Annotated in this window: 17 protein-coding genes and 2 pseudogenes; 5 read left to right on the top strand and 14 right to left on the bottom strand. The window is 71.2% G+C overall.

What is annotated here, in order from left to right; all coding sequences use genetic code 11:
• Together ACXAHD_RS08555 and ACXAHD_RS08550 are read right to left on the bottom strand one after the other, a co-directional pair.
• Positions 1 to 192: pseudogene (locus ACXAHD_RS08555) on the bottom strand (hypothetical protein); the annotation flags it as partial.
• Between the two features lie 12 nt (positions 193 to 204).
• On the bottom strand, positions 205 to 1155 hold the full coding sequence (locus tag ACXAHD_RS08550; protein WP_282231169.1) for a MurR/RpiR family transcriptional regulator: 951 nt from the start codon (positions 1153 to 1155) through the stop codon (positions 205 to 207).
• Between the two features lie 180 nt (positions 1156 to 1335).
• Between ACXAHD_RS08550 and ACXAHD_RS08545 the strand changes: the two genes are divergently transcribed.
• The 3 genes from ACXAHD_RS08545 to ACXAHD_RS08535 all read left to right on the top strand — a co-directional run bounded on the left by ACXAHD_RS08545 (position 1336) and on the right by ACXAHD_RS08535 (position 3785).
• Positions 1336 to 2508: an alpha/beta hydrolase gene (locus ACXAHD_RS08545; RefSeq protein ID WP_475049610.1), complete on the top strand. Its 1173-nt coding sequence runs from the start codon at positions 1336 to 1338 to the stop codon at positions 2506 to 2508.
• Between the two features lie 258 nt (positions 2509 to 2766).
• Positions 2767 to 3594, top strand: a complete 828-nt coding sequence (locus ACXAHD_RS08540) for a DUF5753 domain-containing protein (protein WP_475049607.1) — start codon at positions 2767 to 2769, stop codon at positions 3592 to 3594.
• Positions 3591 to 3785, top strand: a complete 195-nt coding sequence (locus ACXAHD_RS08535; protein WP_475049604.1) for a DUF397 domain-containing protein — start codon at positions 3591 to 3593, stop codon at positions 3783 to 3785. The genes ACXAHD_RS08540 and ACXAHD_RS08535 overlap by 4 nt, the downstream gene beginning before the upstream one ends.
• Positions 3786 to 4147: 362 nt before the next feature.
• On the opposite strand, the gene ACXAHD_RS08530 is transcribed toward ACXAHD_RS08535, so the two are convergent.
• The 7 genes from ACXAHD_RS08530 to murD all read right to left on the bottom strand — a co-directional run bounded on the left by ACXAHD_RS08530 (position 4148) and on the right by murD (position 10071).
• Positions 4148 to 4462 (bottom strand): hypothetical protein, encoded by a 315-nt coding sequence (locus ACXAHD_RS08530; RefSeq protein ID WP_281555347.1) that lies wholly within the window; start codon positions 4460 to 4462, stop codon positions 4148 to 4150.
• Between the two features lie 187 nt (positions 4463 to 4649).
• Positions 4650 to 5216 (bottom strand): Uma2 family endonuclease, encoded by a 567-nt coding sequence (locus tag ACXAHD_RS08525; protein WP_289213062.1) that lies wholly within the window; start codon positions 5214 to 5216, stop codon positions 4650 to 4652.
• 73 nt (positions 5217 to 5289) lie between these two features.
• Positions 5290 to 6792 (bottom strand): CoA-acylating methylmalonate-semialdehyde dehydrogenase, encoded by a 1503-nt coding sequence (locus ACXAHD_RS08520; RefSeq protein ID WP_475049601.1) that lies wholly within the window; start codon positions 6790 to 6792, stop codon positions 5290 to 5292.
• On the bottom strand, positions 6789 to 8105 hold the full coding sequence (locus ACXAHD_RS08515) for an aspartate aminotransferase family protein (RefSeq protein ID WP_281555350.1): 1317 nt from the start codon (positions 8103 to 8105) through the stop codon (positions 6789 to 6791). Before ACXAHD_RS08515 ends, ACXAHD_RS08520 begins: the two co-directional genes overlap by 4 nt.
• 143 nt (positions 8106 to 8248) lie before the next feature.
• On the bottom strand, positions 8249 to 8488 hold the full coding sequence (locus ACXAHD_RS08510; protein ID WP_281555351.1) for a hypothetical protein: 240 nt from the start codon (positions 8486 to 8488) through the stop codon (positions 8249 to 8251).
• 75 nt (positions 8489 to 8563) lie between these two features.
• Entirely contained in the window at positions 8564 to 8713 is a 150-nt protein-coding gene (locus tag ACXAHD_RS08505) for a hypothetical protein (RefSeq protein WP_281555352.1), read from the bottom strand.
• Entirely contained in the window at positions 8710 to 10071 is a 1362-nt protein-coding gene (gene murD / locus ACXAHD_RS08500; protein WP_475049596.1) for a UDP-N-acetylmuramoyl-L-alanine--D-glutamate ligase, read from the bottom strand. The genes ACXAHD_RS08505 and murD overlap by 4 nt, the downstream gene beginning before the upstream one ends.
• Before the next feature lie 98 nt (positions 10072 to 10169).
• On the opposite strand from murD, the gene ACXAHD_RS08495 reads away from it, so the two are divergent.
• Entirely contained in the window at positions 10170 to 11525 is a 1356-nt protein-coding gene (locus ACXAHD_RS08495; RefSeq protein WP_475049593.1) for a MurL-like N-terminal domain-containing, read from the top strand.
• 64 nt (positions 11526 to 11589) lie between these two features.
• Here the strand turns inward: ACXAHD_RS08495 and ACXAHD_RS08490 are convergent, their stop codons facing one another.
• From ACXAHD_RS08490 to ACXAHD_RS08480, 3 genes are read right to left on the bottom strand one after another with little or no spacing between them, the layout of a single operon-like run.
• On the bottom strand, positions 11590 to 13365 hold the full coding sequence (locus tag ACXAHD_RS08490) for a SulP family inorganic anion transporter (RefSeq protein WP_289213068.1): 1776 nt from the start codon (positions 13363 to 13365) through the stop codon (positions 11590 to 11592).
• Entirely contained in the window at positions 13362 to 13949 is a 588-nt protein-coding gene (locus ACXAHD_RS08485) for a rhodanese-like domain-containing protein (RefSeq protein WP_281555356.1), read from the bottom strand. Before ACXAHD_RS08485 ends, ACXAHD_RS08490 begins: the two co-directional genes overlap by 4 nt.
• 40 nt (positions 13950 to 13989) lie before the next feature.
• On the bottom strand, positions 13990 to 15318 hold the full coding sequence (locus tag ACXAHD_RS08480; protein WP_289213069.1) for an MBL fold metallo-hydrolase: 1329 nt from the start codon (positions 15316 to 15318) through the stop codon (positions 13990 to 13992).
• 161 nt (positions 15319 to 15479) lie between these two features.
• Here ACXAHD_RS08480 and ACXAHD_RS08475 point away from each other — a divergent pair, with 161 nt between their 5' ends.
• Positions 15480 to 15749, top strand: a complete 270-nt coding sequence (locus ACXAHD_RS08475) for a metal-sensitive transcriptional regulator (protein WP_281555358.1) — start codon at positions 15480 to 15482, stop codon at positions 15747 to 15749.
• 104 nt (positions 15750 to 15853) lie between these two features.
• Here ACXAHD_RS08475 and ACXAHD_RS08470 read toward each other — a convergent pair whose 3' ends face one another.
• Together ACXAHD_RS08470 and ACXAHD_RS08465 are read right to left on the bottom strand one after the other, a co-directional pair.
• Positions 15854 to 16513: a peroxiredoxin gene (locus tag ACXAHD_RS08470; RefSeq protein ID WP_281555359.1), complete on the bottom strand. Its 660-nt coding sequence runs from the start codon at positions 16511 to 16513 to the stop codon at positions 15854 to 15856.
• A gap of 50 nt (positions 16514 to 16563) precedes the next feature.
• Positions 16564 to 17379: pseudogene (locus tag ACXAHD_RS08465) on the bottom strand (MBL fold metallo-hydrolase); the annotation flags it as partial.
• Between the last annotated feature and the right edge of the window lie 176 nt (positions 17380 to 17555).

The following is a 17555-nucleotide window of genomic DNA, read 5'->3' as shown; positions in this document are numbered from 1 at the left end:
TGGGTTGTTGTCTTTTTTTGCCCCTTCCTCCGCCCCTTTTCTGGGTTCGTTGCGGGCAAGGGCGGAGAGAGGCCCGCCCGCCGGCCCGCCCAGCAGCCCGGCGGCGGCCGCGCGGCGCAGCAGGGTCCGCCGGCGCACCGAGGCACCGGCGACGGCGGACGGGATCCGCACGGAATCGGGGTAAAGCGACATGATGCGTGCTCCTCAGCTGGGGGTTTCGGCGGGGCGGATCGTGCTCCGGTCGACGGCCTTGTGGCCGTCGACGGCTCGGGCGGTGCGGCGGAACGCCGCGTGCGCGCGGTCGTGGGTGCGCTGCGCGACGGCGACGTAGAGCAGGTCGAGGACGACGAGTTGCGGGTGGCGGGCGGAGAGCGCGTCCGGCCGGAAGGTGGTCGCCTGGGGGGCGGTGAGCAGGACGATGTCGGCCAGGTCGGCCAGGGTGGAGCGGGGGAAACTGGTCAGCGCGACGGTGGTCGCGCCGTGGCTGCCGGCCTCGGCGACCATCTCGATGGTCTCCCGGGTCTGGCCGGTGTGCGAGATGCCGAGTGCCACGTCGCCGTCGCGCATCAGCGCCGCGCTGGCCAGGCCGTTGTGCAGGTCGGTCCAGGCCCAGGCCGGTACGCCGATGCGGTGCAGACTGAACTGCATCTCCTCACCGACCAGGGCGCTGCCGCTGGCGCCGAAGATGTTGACCCGGCTGGCGGCGGCGACCGCGTCGGCGGCCTGCTCGACCTGGATGAGGTCGAGCAGGGCGGCGGTGTCGTGCATGGCCTGGGTGTCGGCGGCCATGATCTGGCCGAGCACCCGGTCGAGCGGGTCACCGGGCTGGATCTCCCGGCCGATGTCGACGGTCCAGCCGGCGGCGCGGGCCCGGCCGGTCTCGGCGGCGATGCCGAGCCGCAGGTCGGCGTAGCCGTCGAAGCCGAGTGCCCGGCAGAACCGGGTGACCGTCGCCGGCGACGTACCGCTGCGTTCGGCCAGCTCGACGATGGTGGCGCGGGCGGCTGCGGCCGGGTCGGTGAGCACCTGGTCGGCGACCCGGCGCAGCGCACCGGTGAACTCGGTGAGCCGGATCCGGGCGAGCACCGTGTCGGCCGGCCCCGGGGCGTCGACCACCGCGGTCCCCGCGGGGATCTCCACCTCGCTGTCAGCCATCGGCGCCAACCTTTCGGGAAGGACTGTTAACTGTTAGTGGTAAAAGTTCTTACTAACACCCCCTCCGTGTCAAGACCGTGGGCGAAGTTTTCAAACCGTTACCGGCTGGGAGCGCTACCAGCTGGCCGTACCCCTCGATCATGATCAGGAGCGCCGCATCGATGCAGCTATGCTCCGGCGGTGGCACACGCACGACTCTGGTTCGGCCAGTACGAGTTGGACCTGGAACACAGGCAACTACACCACCGGGGCCAGCAGATCCTGCTGGAGCCACGAGCCGTCGAGTTGCTGTGCCACCTCGCCGCTCACCGGGACCGGCTGGTCACCAGGCAGGAGCTGCTGGACACGCTATGGTCCGGGCAACCCGTCACCGAGTCGGCTCTCGCCGCCGCGCTGCGCGCCACCCGCCACGCGATCCGCGACACCGGCGGCCATCAGGAGGTCATCCGCACCGTCCACCGGCGCGGCTACCAGTTCGTCGCCGACGTCACCCCGGTCGCCGCCCCCAAGGACTACGACACGGTCCGGTTCTGCCAGACCAGGGACGGCGCCCGGCTCGCCTACACCGTCACCGGCGCCGGTCCCCCGCTGATCTCCACCGCCAACTGGCTGACCCACCTAGGCCTGGACCGACGCGATCCGATGTGGACGCACTGGTACCGGGACCTGATGCGCGACAGCCGGCGAGGGCTACGCTACGACGAGCGGGGCTGCGGGCTGTCCGACTGGTGCCCGCCGTCGGAGTCACCGCAGGTGTGGGTCGACGACCTCGACACCGTCGCCGACGCCGCCGGATACGACACCTTCGCGATCATCGGTACGGCCCAGGCCGCCGCCACCGCGATCGCCTACGCGGCGCTGCGCCCGGACCGGGTCACCCGGATGGTCCTGATCAGCAGCCACGCCCGGGGCCGGCTGGCCCGCGCCCGCACCGAGCTGGACCGCCGGGTCGCCGACGTCGACCTGGACCTGGCCACGGTCGCCTGGCAGTCCGCCGACCCGAGCTTCCTGCGCGCCTACGCCGCCCAGTTCCTGCCCAACGCCACCCCGGCCGAGTTGGACGCGTACATCGCCTTCACCCGACGCACCACGTCACTGGAGAACCTGGTCCGCTTCTTCCAGATGATCACTACAATGGACGTGTTCCCGCTGGCGGGGCAGGTCCGCTGCCCCACGCTGATCCTGCACGCCCGCAACGACCCCCGGGTCCCCGCCTCGGACGCCACGGAACTCGCCGCGCTGATCGACGACAGCCGGTTGGTTCTGCTCGACAGCGCCAACCACCTGTTCACCGCGGCCGAACCCGCCTGGGCCGAGCTGATCCGCCACGTCGACGACTTCCTCGACGGCTGATCCTCACCCGCCCGACGCCCGGGCGGTACACGCCCGCTTCCAACCCGGCCAGCCGAGTCAGCAGAACGGCCGCCAGCCGTCCGCCCCGGTCCACCCTGGTGGCGGACCACATCCTCCGCCCGCTTACGGCAAACTCGATGGTGGACGCCGACCCGTGACGGCTCTGACGTGCGAGTTCGGCGGCTAACCCGGCCCGGTGTTTCATTTTGAAACATCGGCATGGGTGGTGTGTGTGTCGGATGAGAGGAAGGTGAAGCGATGCCGGTCACCGGACCGACTGTGGTGCGCCGTCAGCTGGGGCGACGGCTGCGCCGACTGCGGGAGGAGGCGGCCCGCACCGAGCAGGAGGTGGAGCGGGCGAAGGTCTGTTCGCGTACGACGTTGTGGCGCATCGAGAACGGCAAGTTTCCGGTCAAGATGAACACCGTTCGGGGGTTGTGCTGGTTCTACGGAGCGGACCCGGAGACGACGGACGCGTTGACCCGGCTCGCCGGAGCGTGTGACGAGCATGGCTGGTGGGAGTCGCACGGCGACGCCGTACCGGACTGGTTCCGCCTGTACGTCGGCCTCGAAGCCGCCGCCACCGAGATCCAGCTCTATGACCCGGAGCTGATCCACGGTCTACTCCAGACGCCTGACTACATGCGAGCGGTGTTCCGGGCCGCCGACCGGCAGGCGTCGGAGCAGCAGATCGAACGGCTGGTGTCGCTGCGGCTGGATCGGCAGATTTCCTACTACGACCGGGCCGAGCCGGCGAGGATCGTTGCCGTCTTCGGTGCTGGTGCCCTGGCCCGTGAGGTCGGCGGCCCGGCTGTGATGGCCGAGCAACGCGCCCACCTGGCCAGCGTCGGTCGACGGGTACGGGTGGAGATCCGGGTTCTCCCCTGGTCCGCCGGTGCCCACGCCGCGATGGTCAGCCCGTTCACCCTTCTCGACTTCGCCGACCCCGACGACCCCGACATCGCCTACGTCGAAACCCATCTCGGCTCCCGCTACCTGGAGCGTCCTGAAGAGTTGGCCGAGTACCGTCGAATTTTCCGAGAGGTCCGTGAGCAGTCGGTCCCGATCGAGGAGCACCTACGATGAAGCCTGACACCCCCTGGTTCACGTCCAGCCGCAGCGGCGGCAACGGCGGTCAGTGCGTCGAGGCCCGCCGGCACGCCGGGCGCGCCGAGGTACGCGACAGCAAGGACCGCACCGGCCCTACCCTCACCTTCAGCACCGCCCGGTGGGGCACCTTCACCACCGCCCTGCAGACCGGCACCCTCCCCCACTGACCCACCTCCGTGCCCCCGCCTCAACGAAGGACAGCCCCCGAGGGAGCTGCGACATCACCCCGGTGGTCGGCGGGCGTGTCCAGGTCCTCGCCGCCTCAATGAAGGGGCAGCTCCCGAGGGAGCTGCGACTGGGTCGAAGTTCTACCCCTTCTGACCTGCGGCGGAGCCACCGGTCCGCGAAGGGTCCGTCAACGGAGAGCTTCAGGATGCCCCCAGGGCCGCCTTCGTCCACTACAGAACAGGTATCAAGTAGGGGAAACAGGTCCGCGAAAGGGTCCGCGCTCACGGCCGTCACGACGGAGCCTTCGCGGCTGGGCTACGGAATCGCCAGTCCGTGGTCAACGATCGGCAGCCACCGCCGATCACATCGAGACCGGCTGGCGCTTCCACGGAGCGTACCGGGGTGGCCGGACCCGAAGGATTCCGTACCCTGGTTGATCATGCTCGGTCAGTGCGGCCAGCAGCCGCACGGTCGCCGCCAGACAGGTTCCCGCGCGACCCGACGTCACTACCGATCGACGCAGGGCCAGGACGACCCCCTCGACCGCCGTCAGCTGACCACGCTGCGGGGCGTCGCGCCAGTCCCGGGCGACGCTGAGCCGGGCCGCGACGTCGCGGACGGCCGTTCCCGGGTCGGGATACCGCTGCTGTACGGCCAGCGGCAGTGGGTCGATCATGGTGAGTGGGTCGCCGTCGTCGACCGGATCGGATGGTCTCCGATGGGCGGCGCAATCGGCAGCACCGCTGCCAGCCACGCGACGCCTTCGGCGACCGTGCGCGCCCCGCTGGCAGCCATCCGAATCGCCCTTCACATCAGGCTCATGATGACCTCATGCTATCGACCATAGTCAAGAAATTTGATCTTCAAAGCTGGCCGAGATCGACCTCGACGGAGAAGGGCGCGGTCAGCTTCACGAGGCCGGTAAAGATCTCGTCGTCGCGATAGCGGCCCGTTGCCGGGTCGAGCACGTACGTGTAAACGATGGGCGCGCCAGTGACTGCCTGTTCTACACGCCAGTAGAACTGAATACCAGCCTGTGCGCACTGACTTGCCTTGACGATCCGGTCGGTTGTCTCCGATCCGGGAGAGACCACCTCGACCACGAGAAGCACATGCTCGGGTCGGGTCGGCGTGACGTCGATGGTGTCCGCTCGGTAGACCGTCACATCCGGGCGGCGGTTGTTCAGCGGCACGTCCTGTAGCCGGAGATCAAAGTCAGTATCCGCGTTCCAATCAGGCCCTGCCGCGACGTCCAAAGCGTTCGCCATAAGCCTGGCGAGGCGGTTGTGCCGCTTGGAGGCGCTCGGACTCACGAGGACCATCCCATCCACGATCTCGATACCCGCGCACTGCTCTTCTGTCCACGTCGCGTATTGCTCGGCCGTGACCTGCTCATGCATCCAGTCCGGCGCGACCATTTCTACAGTCATACACACCTCCTGAATGACGATCGGCTACCAGCACCAAGATACCGTGGCTCCGGACAACTCACCGAACGACCGGTCAGGTCTGGGTGGGGAAGCCCAGGTTGACGCCGCCGTGGCGGGGGTCGAGCCAGCGGCTGGTCACCACCTTGCCCCGGGTGAAGAAGTGCACCCCGTCGCGGCCGTGGGCGTGGCTGTCGCCGAACAGCGACGACTTCCAGCCGCCGAACGAGTAGTACGCCATCGGCACCGGGATCGGCACGTTGATACCGACCATCCCGACCTCCACCTCGTGCTGGAAGCGCCGGGCGGCACCGCCGTCGTTGGTGAAGATCGCCGTACCGTTGCCGTAGGGGTTGGCGTTGACCAGCTGCAACGCGGCGTCGTACGAGTCGACCCGTAGCACCGACAGCACCGGGCCGAAGATCTCGTCGGTGTAGACCGACATCTGCGGCGTCAGCTGGTCCAGCAGGGTCGGGCCGAGCCAGAAACCGGCGGCGTCGCCGTCGACCGGCACGCCCCGGCCGTCGACGACGATCTTCGCTCCGTCTGCGGCACCGGCGGCCACGTACCCGGCGACCCGGTCCCGGTGCGCGGCGGTGATCAGCGGACCCATGTCGCAGCCGGGCCGGCGGCCGTCCCCGGTACGGATCTTGCCGAGCCGTTCGACGATCCGGGCCACCAGGTCGTCGCCGACCGGTTCCACCGCCACCAGGGCGGAGATCGCCATGCACCGCTCCCCCGCCGAGCCGAAGCCGGCGTTGACCGCCGCGTCGGCGGCCAGGTCGAGGTCGGCGTCGGGCAGCACCACCATGTGGTTCTTCGCCCCGCCGAGGGCCTGCACCCGTTTGCCGGCGGCGGTGCCCCGCTGGTAGACGTGCCGGGCCACCGGGGTGGAGCCGACGAACGACACCGCCCGTACGCCCGGATGGTCCAGCAACGCGTCGACGGCCTCACGGTCGCCGTGCACCACATTGCAGGCCCCGGGCGGCAGGCCCGCCTCGGTGAACCACTGCGCGAGCAGCACCGCCGCCGACGGGTCCTTCTCGGACGGTTTGACAACGACGGCGTTGCCACAGGCGACGGCGATCGGCACGAACCACAGCGGCACCATCGCCGGGAAGTTGAACGGTGAGATGACCGCGACCACGCCGAGCGGCTGACGCAGACTGTACGAGTCGACCTCGGTGGAGACGTTCTCACTGAAGCCGCCGGTCAGCAGCGAGGGGATGCCGCAGGCGTACTCGACGACCTCCAGGCCGCGTTGCACCTCGCCGGCGGCGTCGGCGAGGACCTTGCCGTGTTCGGCGGTGATGACCGCGGCCAGTTCGTCGCGCCGGGCGTTGATGATCTCCCGGAAGGCGAACAGCACGCTGGTGCGCCGCGACAGCGACACGTCCCGCCAGTCGCGGGCGGCCCGCGCCGCGACCTGCACGACGTCGTCGACCTGCGCTGCCGTGGCGAACCCGACGGTGGCGGCGACCTGCCCGGTCGCCGGGTCGAACACCTCACCGTGCCGTCCGTCGCCGCCGGCTTCCCCAGTGGTACGGGCACCGTCGACGAAATGCGGGATCCGGTTCACGCCGCAGCTCCTTCCACAACCGAGGCCGACACCGACGCGATCGCGTCGACCAGGATGCTCAACCCTTCCCGGGCCTCGTCGTCGGTGATCGTCAACGGTGGGCCCATCCGCAGCACGTTGCCGTACAGGCCGCCCTTGCCGACCAGCAGGCCGCCCGCCCGGCAGGCCTCGAACACCGCGGTGGTCGCCGCCGGGTCCGGGTCGCGGGTGCCGGGGCGGACGAACTCGACGGCCAGCATCAGGCCCTTGCCGCGTACCTCACCGACGATCGGATGCGCGGCGGCGGCCCCGGTCAGCCCGGTACGCAGCAGGTCGCCGGTGCGGGCGGCGTTGGCCTGCAGGTCATGGTCGCGCAGGTAGTCGAGGACGGCGACCCCGGCGGCCGTACTGACCGGGTTGCCGCCGAAGGTGGAGAACGAGATCGCCGGCACGCAGTTGAGCACGTCGGCGCGGCCGACGACGCCGGCCAGGGCGAAGCCGTTGCCGATGCCCTTGGCGAAGGTGAGCAGGTCCGGCACGACGCCGTGCGCCTGGTAGCCCCAGAAGTGCTCGCCGGTACGCCCCCAGCCGGTCTGCACCTCGTCGGAGATCAGCAGGATGCCGGACTCGTCGAGGACCTTCTTCCATTCGCCGAGCAGCCCGTCGGGGCCGTGCACGAAGCCGCCGACGCCCTGGATTGGTTCGGCGATCAGGCAGGCGACGTCGCCGGCGGTCTGGGTGGCCAGCACCTCGCGCAGGTCCTCGACGGCGGCGTCGAGCTGGGCGTCGGCGCCGAGCCGGGCCAGCAGGCCGCGCAGCCGGTCACCGGAGTGCAGCCAGGCGACCTGCAGCGGGTTGAGCGCGCTCGCCGACCAGCTGCGGTGCCCGGTGATGCCCATCGTGGCGTACGACCGGCCGTGGTAGCTGTTGCGCACGGCCAGGATCTGATGCGACCGGCGGTAGTTGGTGGCGGCCAGCAGGGCCGCCTCGTTGGCTTCGGTGCCGGAGTTGGTGAAGAAGACCCGGGCGTCGGCGATGCCGGACAGCGCGGCGATCCGTTCGGCCAGCTCCACCTGGTGGCGGATCAGGTAGAGGGTGGAGGTGTGCACCACGCCGGTGGCGAGCTGACGCTGCACCGCTTCGCGGATCTCCGGAATGTCGTAGCCGATCATGTTGGTCAGCACGCCGCCGAAGAAATCGAGGTAGCTGCGGCCGTCGGCGGTGGTGACCCGTCGGCCGGAGCCGGCGACGATTTCCAGTGGTTCGGCGTAGTAGAGCGGCATCCAGTCGGGCATCACGGCCCGGTGCCGGGTGAGCAGGTCGTCGGCGGTCATCTGCGGCACCACGCTCCCTGGGTCGTCGATGGGAGCACCTTCCCACCGGGACCGGACAAGGAGCAACTGCCATCGTGTAGCGGCCGGCCCGGCTCGGCCTGACACTGCGTCGCCCGACGGCCCCGGACGGCCTGCGTGGGTTGTCAGTTGTCCGAGGTGGTCGCTCCCGTCTCCGCCCCCGCCTGCGCCTGCGGGTCGCCGGAGCGTTGCCGCGACGAGCGCACCCACAGCCACACACCGGTCAGGCCACTCGTCACCGCAGCGACGGCGACCACCGCCTCCACCACCAACGGGAAGTCGCTGAACGGGGACATCCGCTGCATCACCAGCCCGGCGAAGGCGACGGCGAACAGCAGACAGGCGATTACCCGGTCACGAATCATGCCGTCCTATATAGCACCCGACGCGAAATTCAGCCGGTCCGGCCCACCTGTTACCAGGGAATGCACCGGTTGGCTTCAGCCGTTGCGGGCCGCGGCCGCCAGGAACTCGGCCACCGCCCCGTCGGTCAGGTCGTCGCGCAGCAGCTCGTCGGCCAGCGCCGGACCGATGGTGAACGACGGCACGCCGGCCGCCGCCAGCCGTACCGGCGCGTGCCGCTGCCTCACCCGGCCGGATGAGGAGCGGGGACCGGGGCGGTGTCACACACGGCGGCGGCGAAGACTTCCGAGCGGTGTTCGAAGTTGCGGAAGTGTCCGTAGCTGGGCGCGGCCGGGGACAGCAGCACCACCCCGCCGTCGGGGGTCAGCTCGCGGGCCAGCGCGACCGCCGTCGGGAGGTCGTCGGCCCGTGCGGTCCGCACCCCGGGCAGCCCGGCCAGGGTGTCGAGGATCCGGGGGCCGCTGTCCGGTACGCCGATCACCGTCAACTCACACTCGGCGAGGTGCTCGCGCAGCGGCGTGTAGTCCAGCCCTCGGTCGGTGCCGCCGACGATCACGGTCAACGGGCGGCCGGCGTACGCGTCGATCGCGTGCATCGCCGAGTACGGGCTGGTGGAGATGCTGTCGTCGACGAAGGTCAGCCCGGAGGGGTCGGCGATCTCGGCGAGCCGGTGCGGCAGGCCGGCGAAGCCGGCGACCGCGTCGGCGACCGCGTCCCGGTCGGCGACGCAGTCGACGCCGAGTGCTTCGAGCACCGCCAACGCCACGCAGAGGTTGCTCTCGTTGTGCCGGCCGGCCAGCGGCAGCACCGCTCGGGCGAACAGCGGCTCGGCCCGCCGGTGCAGGTACGGCCGACCGTCCGGGCCGGGTGCGACGTGGTAGCCGTCGGGCAGTCCGGCGGCGGTCGCCTCCTCGTTGAGCAGCCGCCGGGTCAGCCTCGGATCCGTACCGTTGTAAATGATCGTTTCCGGACCGTGCGCGATGATGTTGAGCTTGTCGGAGTAGTAGCGTTCCTCGCTGCCGTGCGAGTCCAGGTGCTCGGGGAACAGCGAGGTCAGCACGGCGGTCCGGGGCGAGTCGGTCAGGTCGCTGCACTGGTACGAGGAGAGCTCCAGCACGTACAGGTCGGCCTCGGGCATCGCCAGTAGCGGTACGCCGATGTTGCCGCCGAACGCGTTGCGCCGACCCAGCGCGGTCAGCAGGTGGCTGATCAGGCTGGACGTGGTGGACTTGCCCTTGCTGCCGGTGACACCGACGGTCCGGGCGGCGTGATCGGCCATCCACAGCGCGGTGCCGCCGGTGATCGGCACACCGCGTCGGCGCAGCTCGATCACCCACGGGTGGGTCTGCGGCACACCCGGTGAGCGGACCACGACGTCGGCGGCGGCCAGCCGGGCGAAGCCGTCCTCGCCGGTGAACAGCGGCGCGCTGCCGCTGTCCCAGTCCGCCGGGGCGGCCGTCGCGCTGTCGTCGACGGCGACCAGCGCCGCCGGGGACTGGGCGGTGATCGCGGTCACCGCGGCCCGTCCCTCGCGGCCGGTTCCCCACACCGCGACGGTACGGCCGCGCAGGTCAGCCAGGCGCACCGGTCATCTCCTCCACGAGCCAGCATGTCATCGGGCGCCGGGTCAGGGGCCCGAACCGGGACTAGTATGTCTGGTCGGTGATCAGTGAGGAGGCACGGGTGACCCGTGACGAGCTAGGACGATTCACCACGTTCACCTTTCCCACGCTGGAGTTCGACCCGGCGATCGGAGTAGCCGAGCTGGGCTACACACTCACCGGCGACGACGGCGCGGAGCTGACCTTCGTCGAGCGGATCACCTTCCCGATGCCCGACGGCGCCCCGCCGCCGAGCGGACCCGGGTCGACGGTGCGCCGGGTCCTGGAGTTGCTGCACCTGGTCGCCGGGGTCAGCTACTACAAGGCGGCGGCACCGGCGCGGCTGGTGGTGCCGGCGCCGCTGGGGCCGGAGGCGGTCGCGCTGGTCACCGCCGTCTACACCAAGGGCCTGGCCGAGTACGCGTACCGCAACGCCCTGCCGCACGTGCTCGACCTCGCCCCGGTCGTGCCGGACGGGGTGCCGAGCGCGCCGACGCCGGTGGACACCGCCGACCGGCGGCCGTTGTCGGCGGTCGGCGGCGGCAAGGATTCGATCGTCACCCTGGAGGCGCTGCGCCGGGCGGGCTTCGATCCGGTGCCGTTCTCGGTCAACCCCAACCCGGTGATCGTCGCGGTCAACGCGGCCTCCGGGTTGCCGGCGCTGGCCGCCCGCCGGGCGTTGGACCCGCGGCTGTTCGACCTCAACGCGGCCGGGGCGTACAACGGCCACATCCCGGTGACCGCGATCAACTCGCTGATCGCGGTCGGTACGGCGGTCCTGCACGGCCTCGGCCCGGTGGTGATGTCCAACGAGCGCTCCGCGTCCGACCCGAACCTGATCTGGAACGGACACGAGATCAACCATCAGTGGTCCAAGGGTGTCGAGGCCGAAGGGCTGCTGCGGGCCGCCCTGCAGGGCCACGCCGGGCTGACCGAGCCGTACTTCTCGCTGCTGCGGACCCTGTCCGAGCTGCACATCGCGAAGCTGTACGCCCGCTCGACCGGCTACGACCCGGTGGTGACCAGCTGCAACGCGGCGTTCAAGTTGCGGGACCGCAGTGAACGCTGGTGCGGGGCGTGCCCGAAGTGCCGGTTCGTGTTCCTGGCGTTCGCACCGTTCATGGCGCGTGACCGACTGGTCGGCATCTTCGGCGTCGACCTGCTCGCCGACCCGGCCCAGCTGGCCGGCTACCGGGAGCTGCTCGGCCTCGACGGGCACAAGCCGTTCGAGTGTGTCGGTGAGATCGAGGAGTCCCTCGTCGCGTTGCGGATGCTCGCCGGGTCGCCGCAGTGGCGCGACGCCCCGCTGGTACGGGAGCTGATGGCGGCGGTGCCGGAACAGGCCTGGCCGGCGGTCGACGCCTCCGACGTACTGCTGCCCGGTGGGCCGCACCACGTGCCGGCGGCGTACGCGAAGGTCCCCAGCGCGTTGGCCTGAGATCCGGTTCGGGGCGGAGCCGGACGTGCGATGGACAATCGCTCCCGGAACATGGTCCGGCACGTCAGTACACCTCCTGCGGCAGGCGGGGCGTTGAGCCGGTGTCCGCGGTCCCGTCACCGCCGGTCGCCCCGCCTTCGCCGGTGGCGACGTCGACCGCGTCGGCCACCTCCGGATGCAGCTGCCCGGCCTCCCGCATCGTTGGCCACAGGCCGGAGCGGGTGAGCAGATCCCGCACCGGTCCCCGGACGGTGGCCAGGTGCAGCGCCACGCCCCGGCTGGCCAGCCGCTCCCGGGCCTGGGCCAGGGCGTGCGCGCCGTCGGCGTCGGCGTCGCCGATCGCGCTGGCGTCGACCACCACCGCTCGTAGGGATGTGCGGGTCTCGGCCAGCGTCAGCAGCCGGTCGGCGAGGTACTGCGCGTTGGCGAAGTACAGTGGCCCGTCGATGCGCAGCACCACCACCTGCGGATCGGTGACCAAACCCTGATAGCGGGCCACGTTGCGGAAGGTCGCGGTGCCGGGCACCCGGCCCAGCTCGGCGGTGTGCGGGCGGGCCGAACGGCGCAGGAACACCGCGAGGCTGAACACCACCCCGGCGGCCAGGCCCGGTTCCACCCCGGCGACCAGGGTGACCGCGAAGGTCAGCGCCAGGGTCAGCCCGTCGACCCGCCGGATCCGCCAGGCAGTCCAGGCGCCCCGGTAGTCGACCAGCCCGAGCACGGCGACCACGACGATCGCCCCGAGCACCGCCTTGGGCAGGTGGTGGAAGGCCGGGGTGAGCAGCAGCGCGGTCAGCCCCACCACGACGGCGGTGACCACCGACGCGACCGGGGTGCGGGCCCCGGCGGAGAAGTTGACCGCGCTGCGGGAGAACCCGCCGGCCACCGGAAACGCGTGGAAGGCACCGGCGGCGGCGTTCGCCGCGCCGACCGCGACGAGTTCGGCGTTCGGGTCGACGTGCTGGCGGGACCGGGCGGCCAGCGACTTCGCCACCGCGATGCCCTCCATGTAGCCGACCAGGGCGATCGCGATCGCGGCCGGCAGCAGGGCCCGCAGGTCGGCCAGGGCGACCGCCGGCAGGTCCGGGATGGGCAGCCCGCTCGGCACGTCCCGCAGGATCGGTACGCCCCGCCCGCCGAGCGCCAGGACGGCGCTGACCGTCGTGACGGCGGCGACGACCAGCAGCGCGCCGGGCACCTTCGGGGCGTACCGGCGCAGCAGGACCAGCCCGGCGATGCTGGCCGCGGCGACCGCCACGGTCAGCGGATGGATCGTGGCGGCGCCGTGCCACAGGCTGGCCACGATGCCGGGCAGGTTCTCGGCGCGTTCGACGCGCATCCCGAGCAGGTCCTTGACCTGACTGGCGGCGATGACCAGCGCGGCGGCCGAGGTGAACCCGGACAGCACCGAGTGGGACAGGAAGTTCACCAGCGCGCCGAGGCGCAGCACCCCCATCAGGATCTGGATGGCGCCGACCAGCAGGGCCAGCAGGCCGGCGAGGGCGGCGTACCGCCCGGGGTCGCCGTCGGCGAGAGGGGCGAGCGCGGTGGCGGTCATCAGCGCGGTGATGGCGACCGGGCCGACGGCGAGCGAGCCGGAGGTGCCGAGCAGGGCGTACACCAGCACCGGCACGATCGCGGCGTACAGCCCGGTGACCGGTGGCATGCCGGCGAGGGCGGCGTACGCCATGCTCTGTGGCACCAGCATCACCGCGACGGTGAGGCCGGCGATCAGGTCGTGCCGCAGTGTGTGCCGGTCGTAGCCGCGCCGCCAGCCGAGGATGGGCAGGACCCGCGCCGGGCCGGTGCGCTCCTGGCGGGGGTACGCGGTGGCGGTCATCTCGCCGCGCCGGCCCGGCTGATCCGGGTCAGCGAGGCGTCGACGTCACATCCGGCGCCCTGGTTGTACGGCAGGCGGGCCAGCAGCATGCCCATCGCGCAGGTGTTGGTCAGCGCCGCGAAGGTCAGCCCGGCGCCGATGAGTCCGGCGACGTACCGGGCCGGTGGGTACCAGATGCTGGCCAGCACCGAGACCAGCACGATCCCGCCGGCGACCAGCCGCACCTGACGTTCCAGGCTCCACCGCTGGCGGCCCCGGTTCACCGGGGCACCGGCGGAGATCCAGGCGTTCATCCCGCCGTCGAGCACGGTCGCGCCGTCCAGGCCGGCGTCGGCGAGTTTCGCGCAGGCCTGGTTGGCCCGGTTGCCGGACTGGCAGATCAGCAGGATCCGCCCGCCGGCGTCGGCGACGATCCGGTTGAGGTGGGCGTCGACCTGGTCCAGTGGCAGGTTGATCGCCCCGTCGATGTGAGCGGTCTCGAACTCGGCCGGGGTACGCACATCGACGACCAGGGTGTCGGGGTTGCCGGCCAGCAGTGCGCGGGCGGCGGGCACCTGGATGCTCGGGTTGGTGGTGGGGGGCATGTCGTTCCTCCGTGCGGTGGTCGGGGTCGTGCGGTGGTGGTCAGGATTCGGTGGTCAGGTCGGCGACGCCGGCGCCGCTGAGTACGGCGGGCCGGTGGCCGGCGCGGACCAGCAGGCTGGCGGCGATGGCGGCCCGTCGGCCGCTGCCGCAGGCGACCAGGACCGGTCGCTGCGGGTCGAGCTCGGCGGGGATGCCGTCGGTGACCAGGTCGGCGAGGAAGCGCTCGACCGCCCCCGGCCAGCTGGCCTGGGCCCGCTCGTTGGGCATCCGTACGTCGAGCAGTTGCGCGTCGGGCTGGGCCAGGCGCTGGCGGAAGTTGTCCAGGTCGAGCAGTTCGTAGCCGGGGCCGAGCTGGTCGGCGGGGGCCGGCCGGTGGACGCCCTGGACGGTGTCGAGACCGATGCGGGCCAGTTGGACGACGGCTTCGGTGACGTCCTGGTCGGGTTCGGCGACCAGCACGACGGGTGCGCCGTACGGCAGCAGCCAGCCGGCCCAGCTGCCGAAGTCGTCGGTGAGCTCGATGCCGACGGAGCCGGGCAGCAGGCCGGCGGCCCGGGCGGGCCGGGGCCGGATGTCCAGCAACTGGGTGTCGTCGGTGGTCGGCAGATCGGCGGCGGTGATCTCCGGGATCTCGACGGCCGGCATCGGCTCGCCGCCGCGCAGATTGGCCGGGCCCATGTACTGGTAGAAGGCCGGGATCGGCATCGGCTCGGCGAGCAGCCGGTCGGCGAACGTCTCCGGGTCGCCGATGCCGAGCAGCGGGTTGGTGTCGACCTCGTCGCCGATGGTGGAGGTGAACCGGCCGGCGCCGGTGGCGGTGCAGAATGAACCTTCACCGTGGGTCGGGTAGAGCTCGACGGCCCGGGGCAGACCGGCGAGGCGGTGCAGCGAGCCGTGTTGCAGCCGGGCCAGGGTGCGGGCCCGCTCGGGGCCGAGCAGATCGGGTCGGCCGGCGGAGGCGACGAGCAGGCTACCGCCGGAGAAGACGGCGACCGGCTCGCCGTCGATCAGCACCAGGTAGCTGGTGTGTTCCGGGGTGTGACCGGGGGTGTGGACGGGGCGCAGGGTGAGGTTGTCGGCCTTGATGTCCTCGAGGTGGAAGGCGGGGGTGTGCCGGTAGGTCGGTGCCGCGCCGGCCGGGAGGACCAGTTCGGCGCCGGTCCGTCGGGCGATCTGCGGTCCGCCGGAGACGTAGTCGTTGTGCAGGTGGGTCTCCAGGACGAACCGCAGGTCGACGTCACGTTCGGCGGCGGCGTCGAGGAAGCGGTCGATGTCGCGCTGCGGGTCGACGAGCACCCCCTTGCCCTCGTGGACCAGCAGGTAGGACTGGTCGCCGAGGCCGGGGGTACGGAATGAGATGAGTTCCACGGGTGCTCCTCCGCTCTCGCGTATACCCCTGGGGGTATCTACAGACCCAGTATGTTCGAATGAACGGACATCTGCAAGTGATACCCCCGGGTGTATCGTGTAAACCCAGCTGGGCAGGCCCGAAGCACCAGCGGGAGACCCCGAACCAGGAGGAACTCGCCATGCAGGTCGAGGAGAACACCACGGCGGACGTGGTGAAGCGGCTACGGCGGGCCGAAGGCCAGATCCGCGGCATCATCGCGATGCTGGAGTCCGGCCGGGACTGCGCCGAGGTGGTCACCCAGCTCGCCGCCGTCTCCCGGGCGCTCGACCGGGCCGGCTTCAAGGTCATCGCCAGTGGACTCGAACAGTGCATGGGCCCCGACGCCGACGTCACCGAGCGCAAGGCCAACCTGGAGCAGATGGAGAAGCTGTTCCTCTCCCTGGCCTGACACCGGAGCCCGACGGACCGGCCTGACGCCGGAGCCCGACGATCGCCGGAGCCCGACGATCGCCGGGGCCCGGTGGGTCGCCGGGCCCCGGGCAGGTCGCCGGGTCAGCCCCGGTCCGGCCGGGTGGCCAGGTACCAGTCGGTCAGCTTGACCGTGTCGTCGGTCAGCCGCGCGTCCAGGTCGGCCTCGGTACGCGGCGCACCGAGCACCACGTCGTCACCGGATCGCCAGTTCGCCGGGCAGGACACCCCGTCGCGATCCGCGGTCTGCAGCGCGTCGATCAGCCGCAGGATCTCCGGAATCATCCGGCCGGCGTTCATCGGGTAGTACAGCACCGCCCGGACGATCTGCTCGGCGTCGATGACGAACACGGCCCGTACCGCCGCCGTGCCGGACGTGTTCGGGTGCAGCATCCCGTACGCGTGCGACACCGCCATGTCCAGGTCGGCGATGATCGGGAACGGGATCCGCACGCCGAGCTTGTCGTGGATCGACCGGGTCCAGGCCAGGTGGCTGAAGACCGAGTCCACCGAGTTGCCCAGCAGCGCCACGTCGCGGGCGGCGAACTCGTCGGCCAGTTCGGCGAAGCCGACGAACTCGGTGGTGCAGACCGGGGTGAAGTCGGCCGGGTGGCTGAACAGCACCAGCCAGCGGCCGGCGTAGTCGGCCAGCCGGACCGGGCCGTGGGTGCTCTCCGCCGCGAAGTCGGGTGCCCGGTCACCGATCAGCGGCAGCCGCGCAGCCGGGGTGGCAGTCTCGCTCATGGTTGTCGATACTCCTCAACTGGTAGGTGGGGATGGTCGCAGGCTCAGGCGGCGCCGACGGCCTGCCGGGCGGCGAACTCCGCCGGGCTCAGCGGCGTGGGTGCGGCGGTGACGTCGAACAGGGCGTGGTCGCGGCGGTTGAGCACCGCGTCGTAGCCGAAGTACGCCGGGGCGGCCGGCTGGCCGGCGGTGACGATCGCCAGGAACTGTTCGGTGTCCATCGGGGCGCAGGCGTAGTTGGTGGCCCGCTGCTCGCCGATGGTCGACGAGCGTTCCGTGGACAGGTTCTTGCCGCAGGCCGATCCGGCGCCGTGGGCCGGGAAGACCCGCACCGGGTCGGGCAGCGCCATCAGCTTGTGCTGCACGCTGTCGTAGAGCATCCGGCCGAGTTCGTCGGCGGTGACGCCGAGCGAGGCGAGCAGGTCCGGCCGGCCGACGTCGCCGATGAACAGTGCGTCGCCGGTGAGTACGCCGTACGCGACCGGGTCGTCGGCGTGCTCGTAGACCAGGATGCTGATCGACTCCGGGGTGTGCCCGGGGGTCTCCATGATCTCCAGGGTCACGTCGCCGAGGCTGATCCGTTCCCCGTCGGCCAGCTTGCGGATCGGGTAGTCGGCCTCGGCCCGCCGGCCGTAGCCGATCCACACGCCGGTGCGCGCGGCCAGTTCGAGGTGGCCGGCGATGAAGTCGGCGTGGAAGTGGGTGTTGACGACACCTTCGATGGTGAGGCCGTGCGCCTGCGCGTCGGCCAGGTACTCGGTCACGTCGCGGCGCGGGTCGACCACGACGGCGCGCTTCGTGGTCTCGTCGGCGATCAGATAGGACGCCTGGGACAGGCAGTCCAGGTAGTACTGGGCGAAGAACATGCCCGGGACCTCCTTCGGCGGGTGGTTCGTGGCTGCCGGATTCAGATCCCAACATACCCCAGGGGGTATGTACCGGCAGCGACTCAAGGGTCCCGAAGATTCAGGACCTTCGACCCGGTACGGCGCCGGACCTCCCGACCCGGCGGGGGTCTGGCCAGCGGGCGGTCAGGCCGGTG

Source organism: Micromonospora sp. ABR4_055 (genome assembly GCF_056160425.1).
Note: the sequence above shows the minus strand (reverse complement) of the source record. Positions and strands in the feature narration are given on the sequence as shown.

What these genes read in the sequence shown, in the direction of transcription:
- ACXAHD_RS08550 (WP_282231169.1), bottom strand. Translation starts at nt 1,155, where the DNA reads ATGGCTGACAGCGAGGTGGAGATCCCCGCGGGGACCGCGGTGGTCGAC.
- ACXAHD_RS08540 (WP_475049607.1), top strand. Translation starts at nt 2,767, where the DNA reads ATGCCGGTCACCGGACCGACTGTGGTGCGCCGTCAGCTGGGGCGACGG.
- ACXAHD_RS08535 (WP_475049604.1), top strand. Translation starts at nt 3,591, where the DNA reads ATGAAGCCTGACACCCCCTGGTTCACGTCCAGCCGCAGCGGCGGCAAC.
- ACXAHD_RS08530 (WP_281555347.1), bottom strand. Translation starts at nt 4,462, where the DNA reads ATGATCGACCCACTGCCGCTGGCCGTACAGCAGCGGTATCCCGACCCG.
- ACXAHD_RS08525 (WP_289213062.1), bottom strand. Translation starts at nt 5,216, where the DNA reads ATGACTGTAGAAATGGTCGCGCCGGACTGGATGCATGAGCAGGTCACG.
- ACXAHD_RS08515 (WP_281555350.1), bottom strand. Translation starts at nt 8,105, where the DNA reads ATGACCGCCGACGACCTGCTCACCCGGCACCGGGCCGTGATGCCCGAC.
- ACXAHD_RS08510 (WP_281555351.1), bottom strand. Translation starts at nt 8,488, where the DNA reads ATGATTCGTGACCGGGTAATCGCCTGTCTGCTGTTCGCCGTCGCCTTC.
- ACXAHD_RS08490 (WP_289213068.1), bottom strand. Translation starts at nt 13,365, where the DNA reads ATGACCGCCACCGCGTACCCCCGCCAGGAGCGCACCGGCCCGGCGCGG.
- ACXAHD_RS08485 (WP_281555356.1), bottom strand. Translation starts at nt 13,949, where the DNA reads ATGCCCCCCACCACCAACCCGAGCATCCAGGTGCCCGCCGCCCGCGCA.
- ACXAHD_RS08475 (WP_281555358.1), top strand. Translation starts at nt 15,480, where the DNA reads ATGCAGGTCGAGGAGAACACCACGGCGGACGTGGTGAAGCGGCTACGG.
- ACXAHD_RS08470 (WP_281555359.1), bottom strand. Translation starts at nt 16,513, where the DNA reads ATGAGCGAGACTGCCACCCCGGCTGCGCGGCTGCCGCTGATCGGTGAC.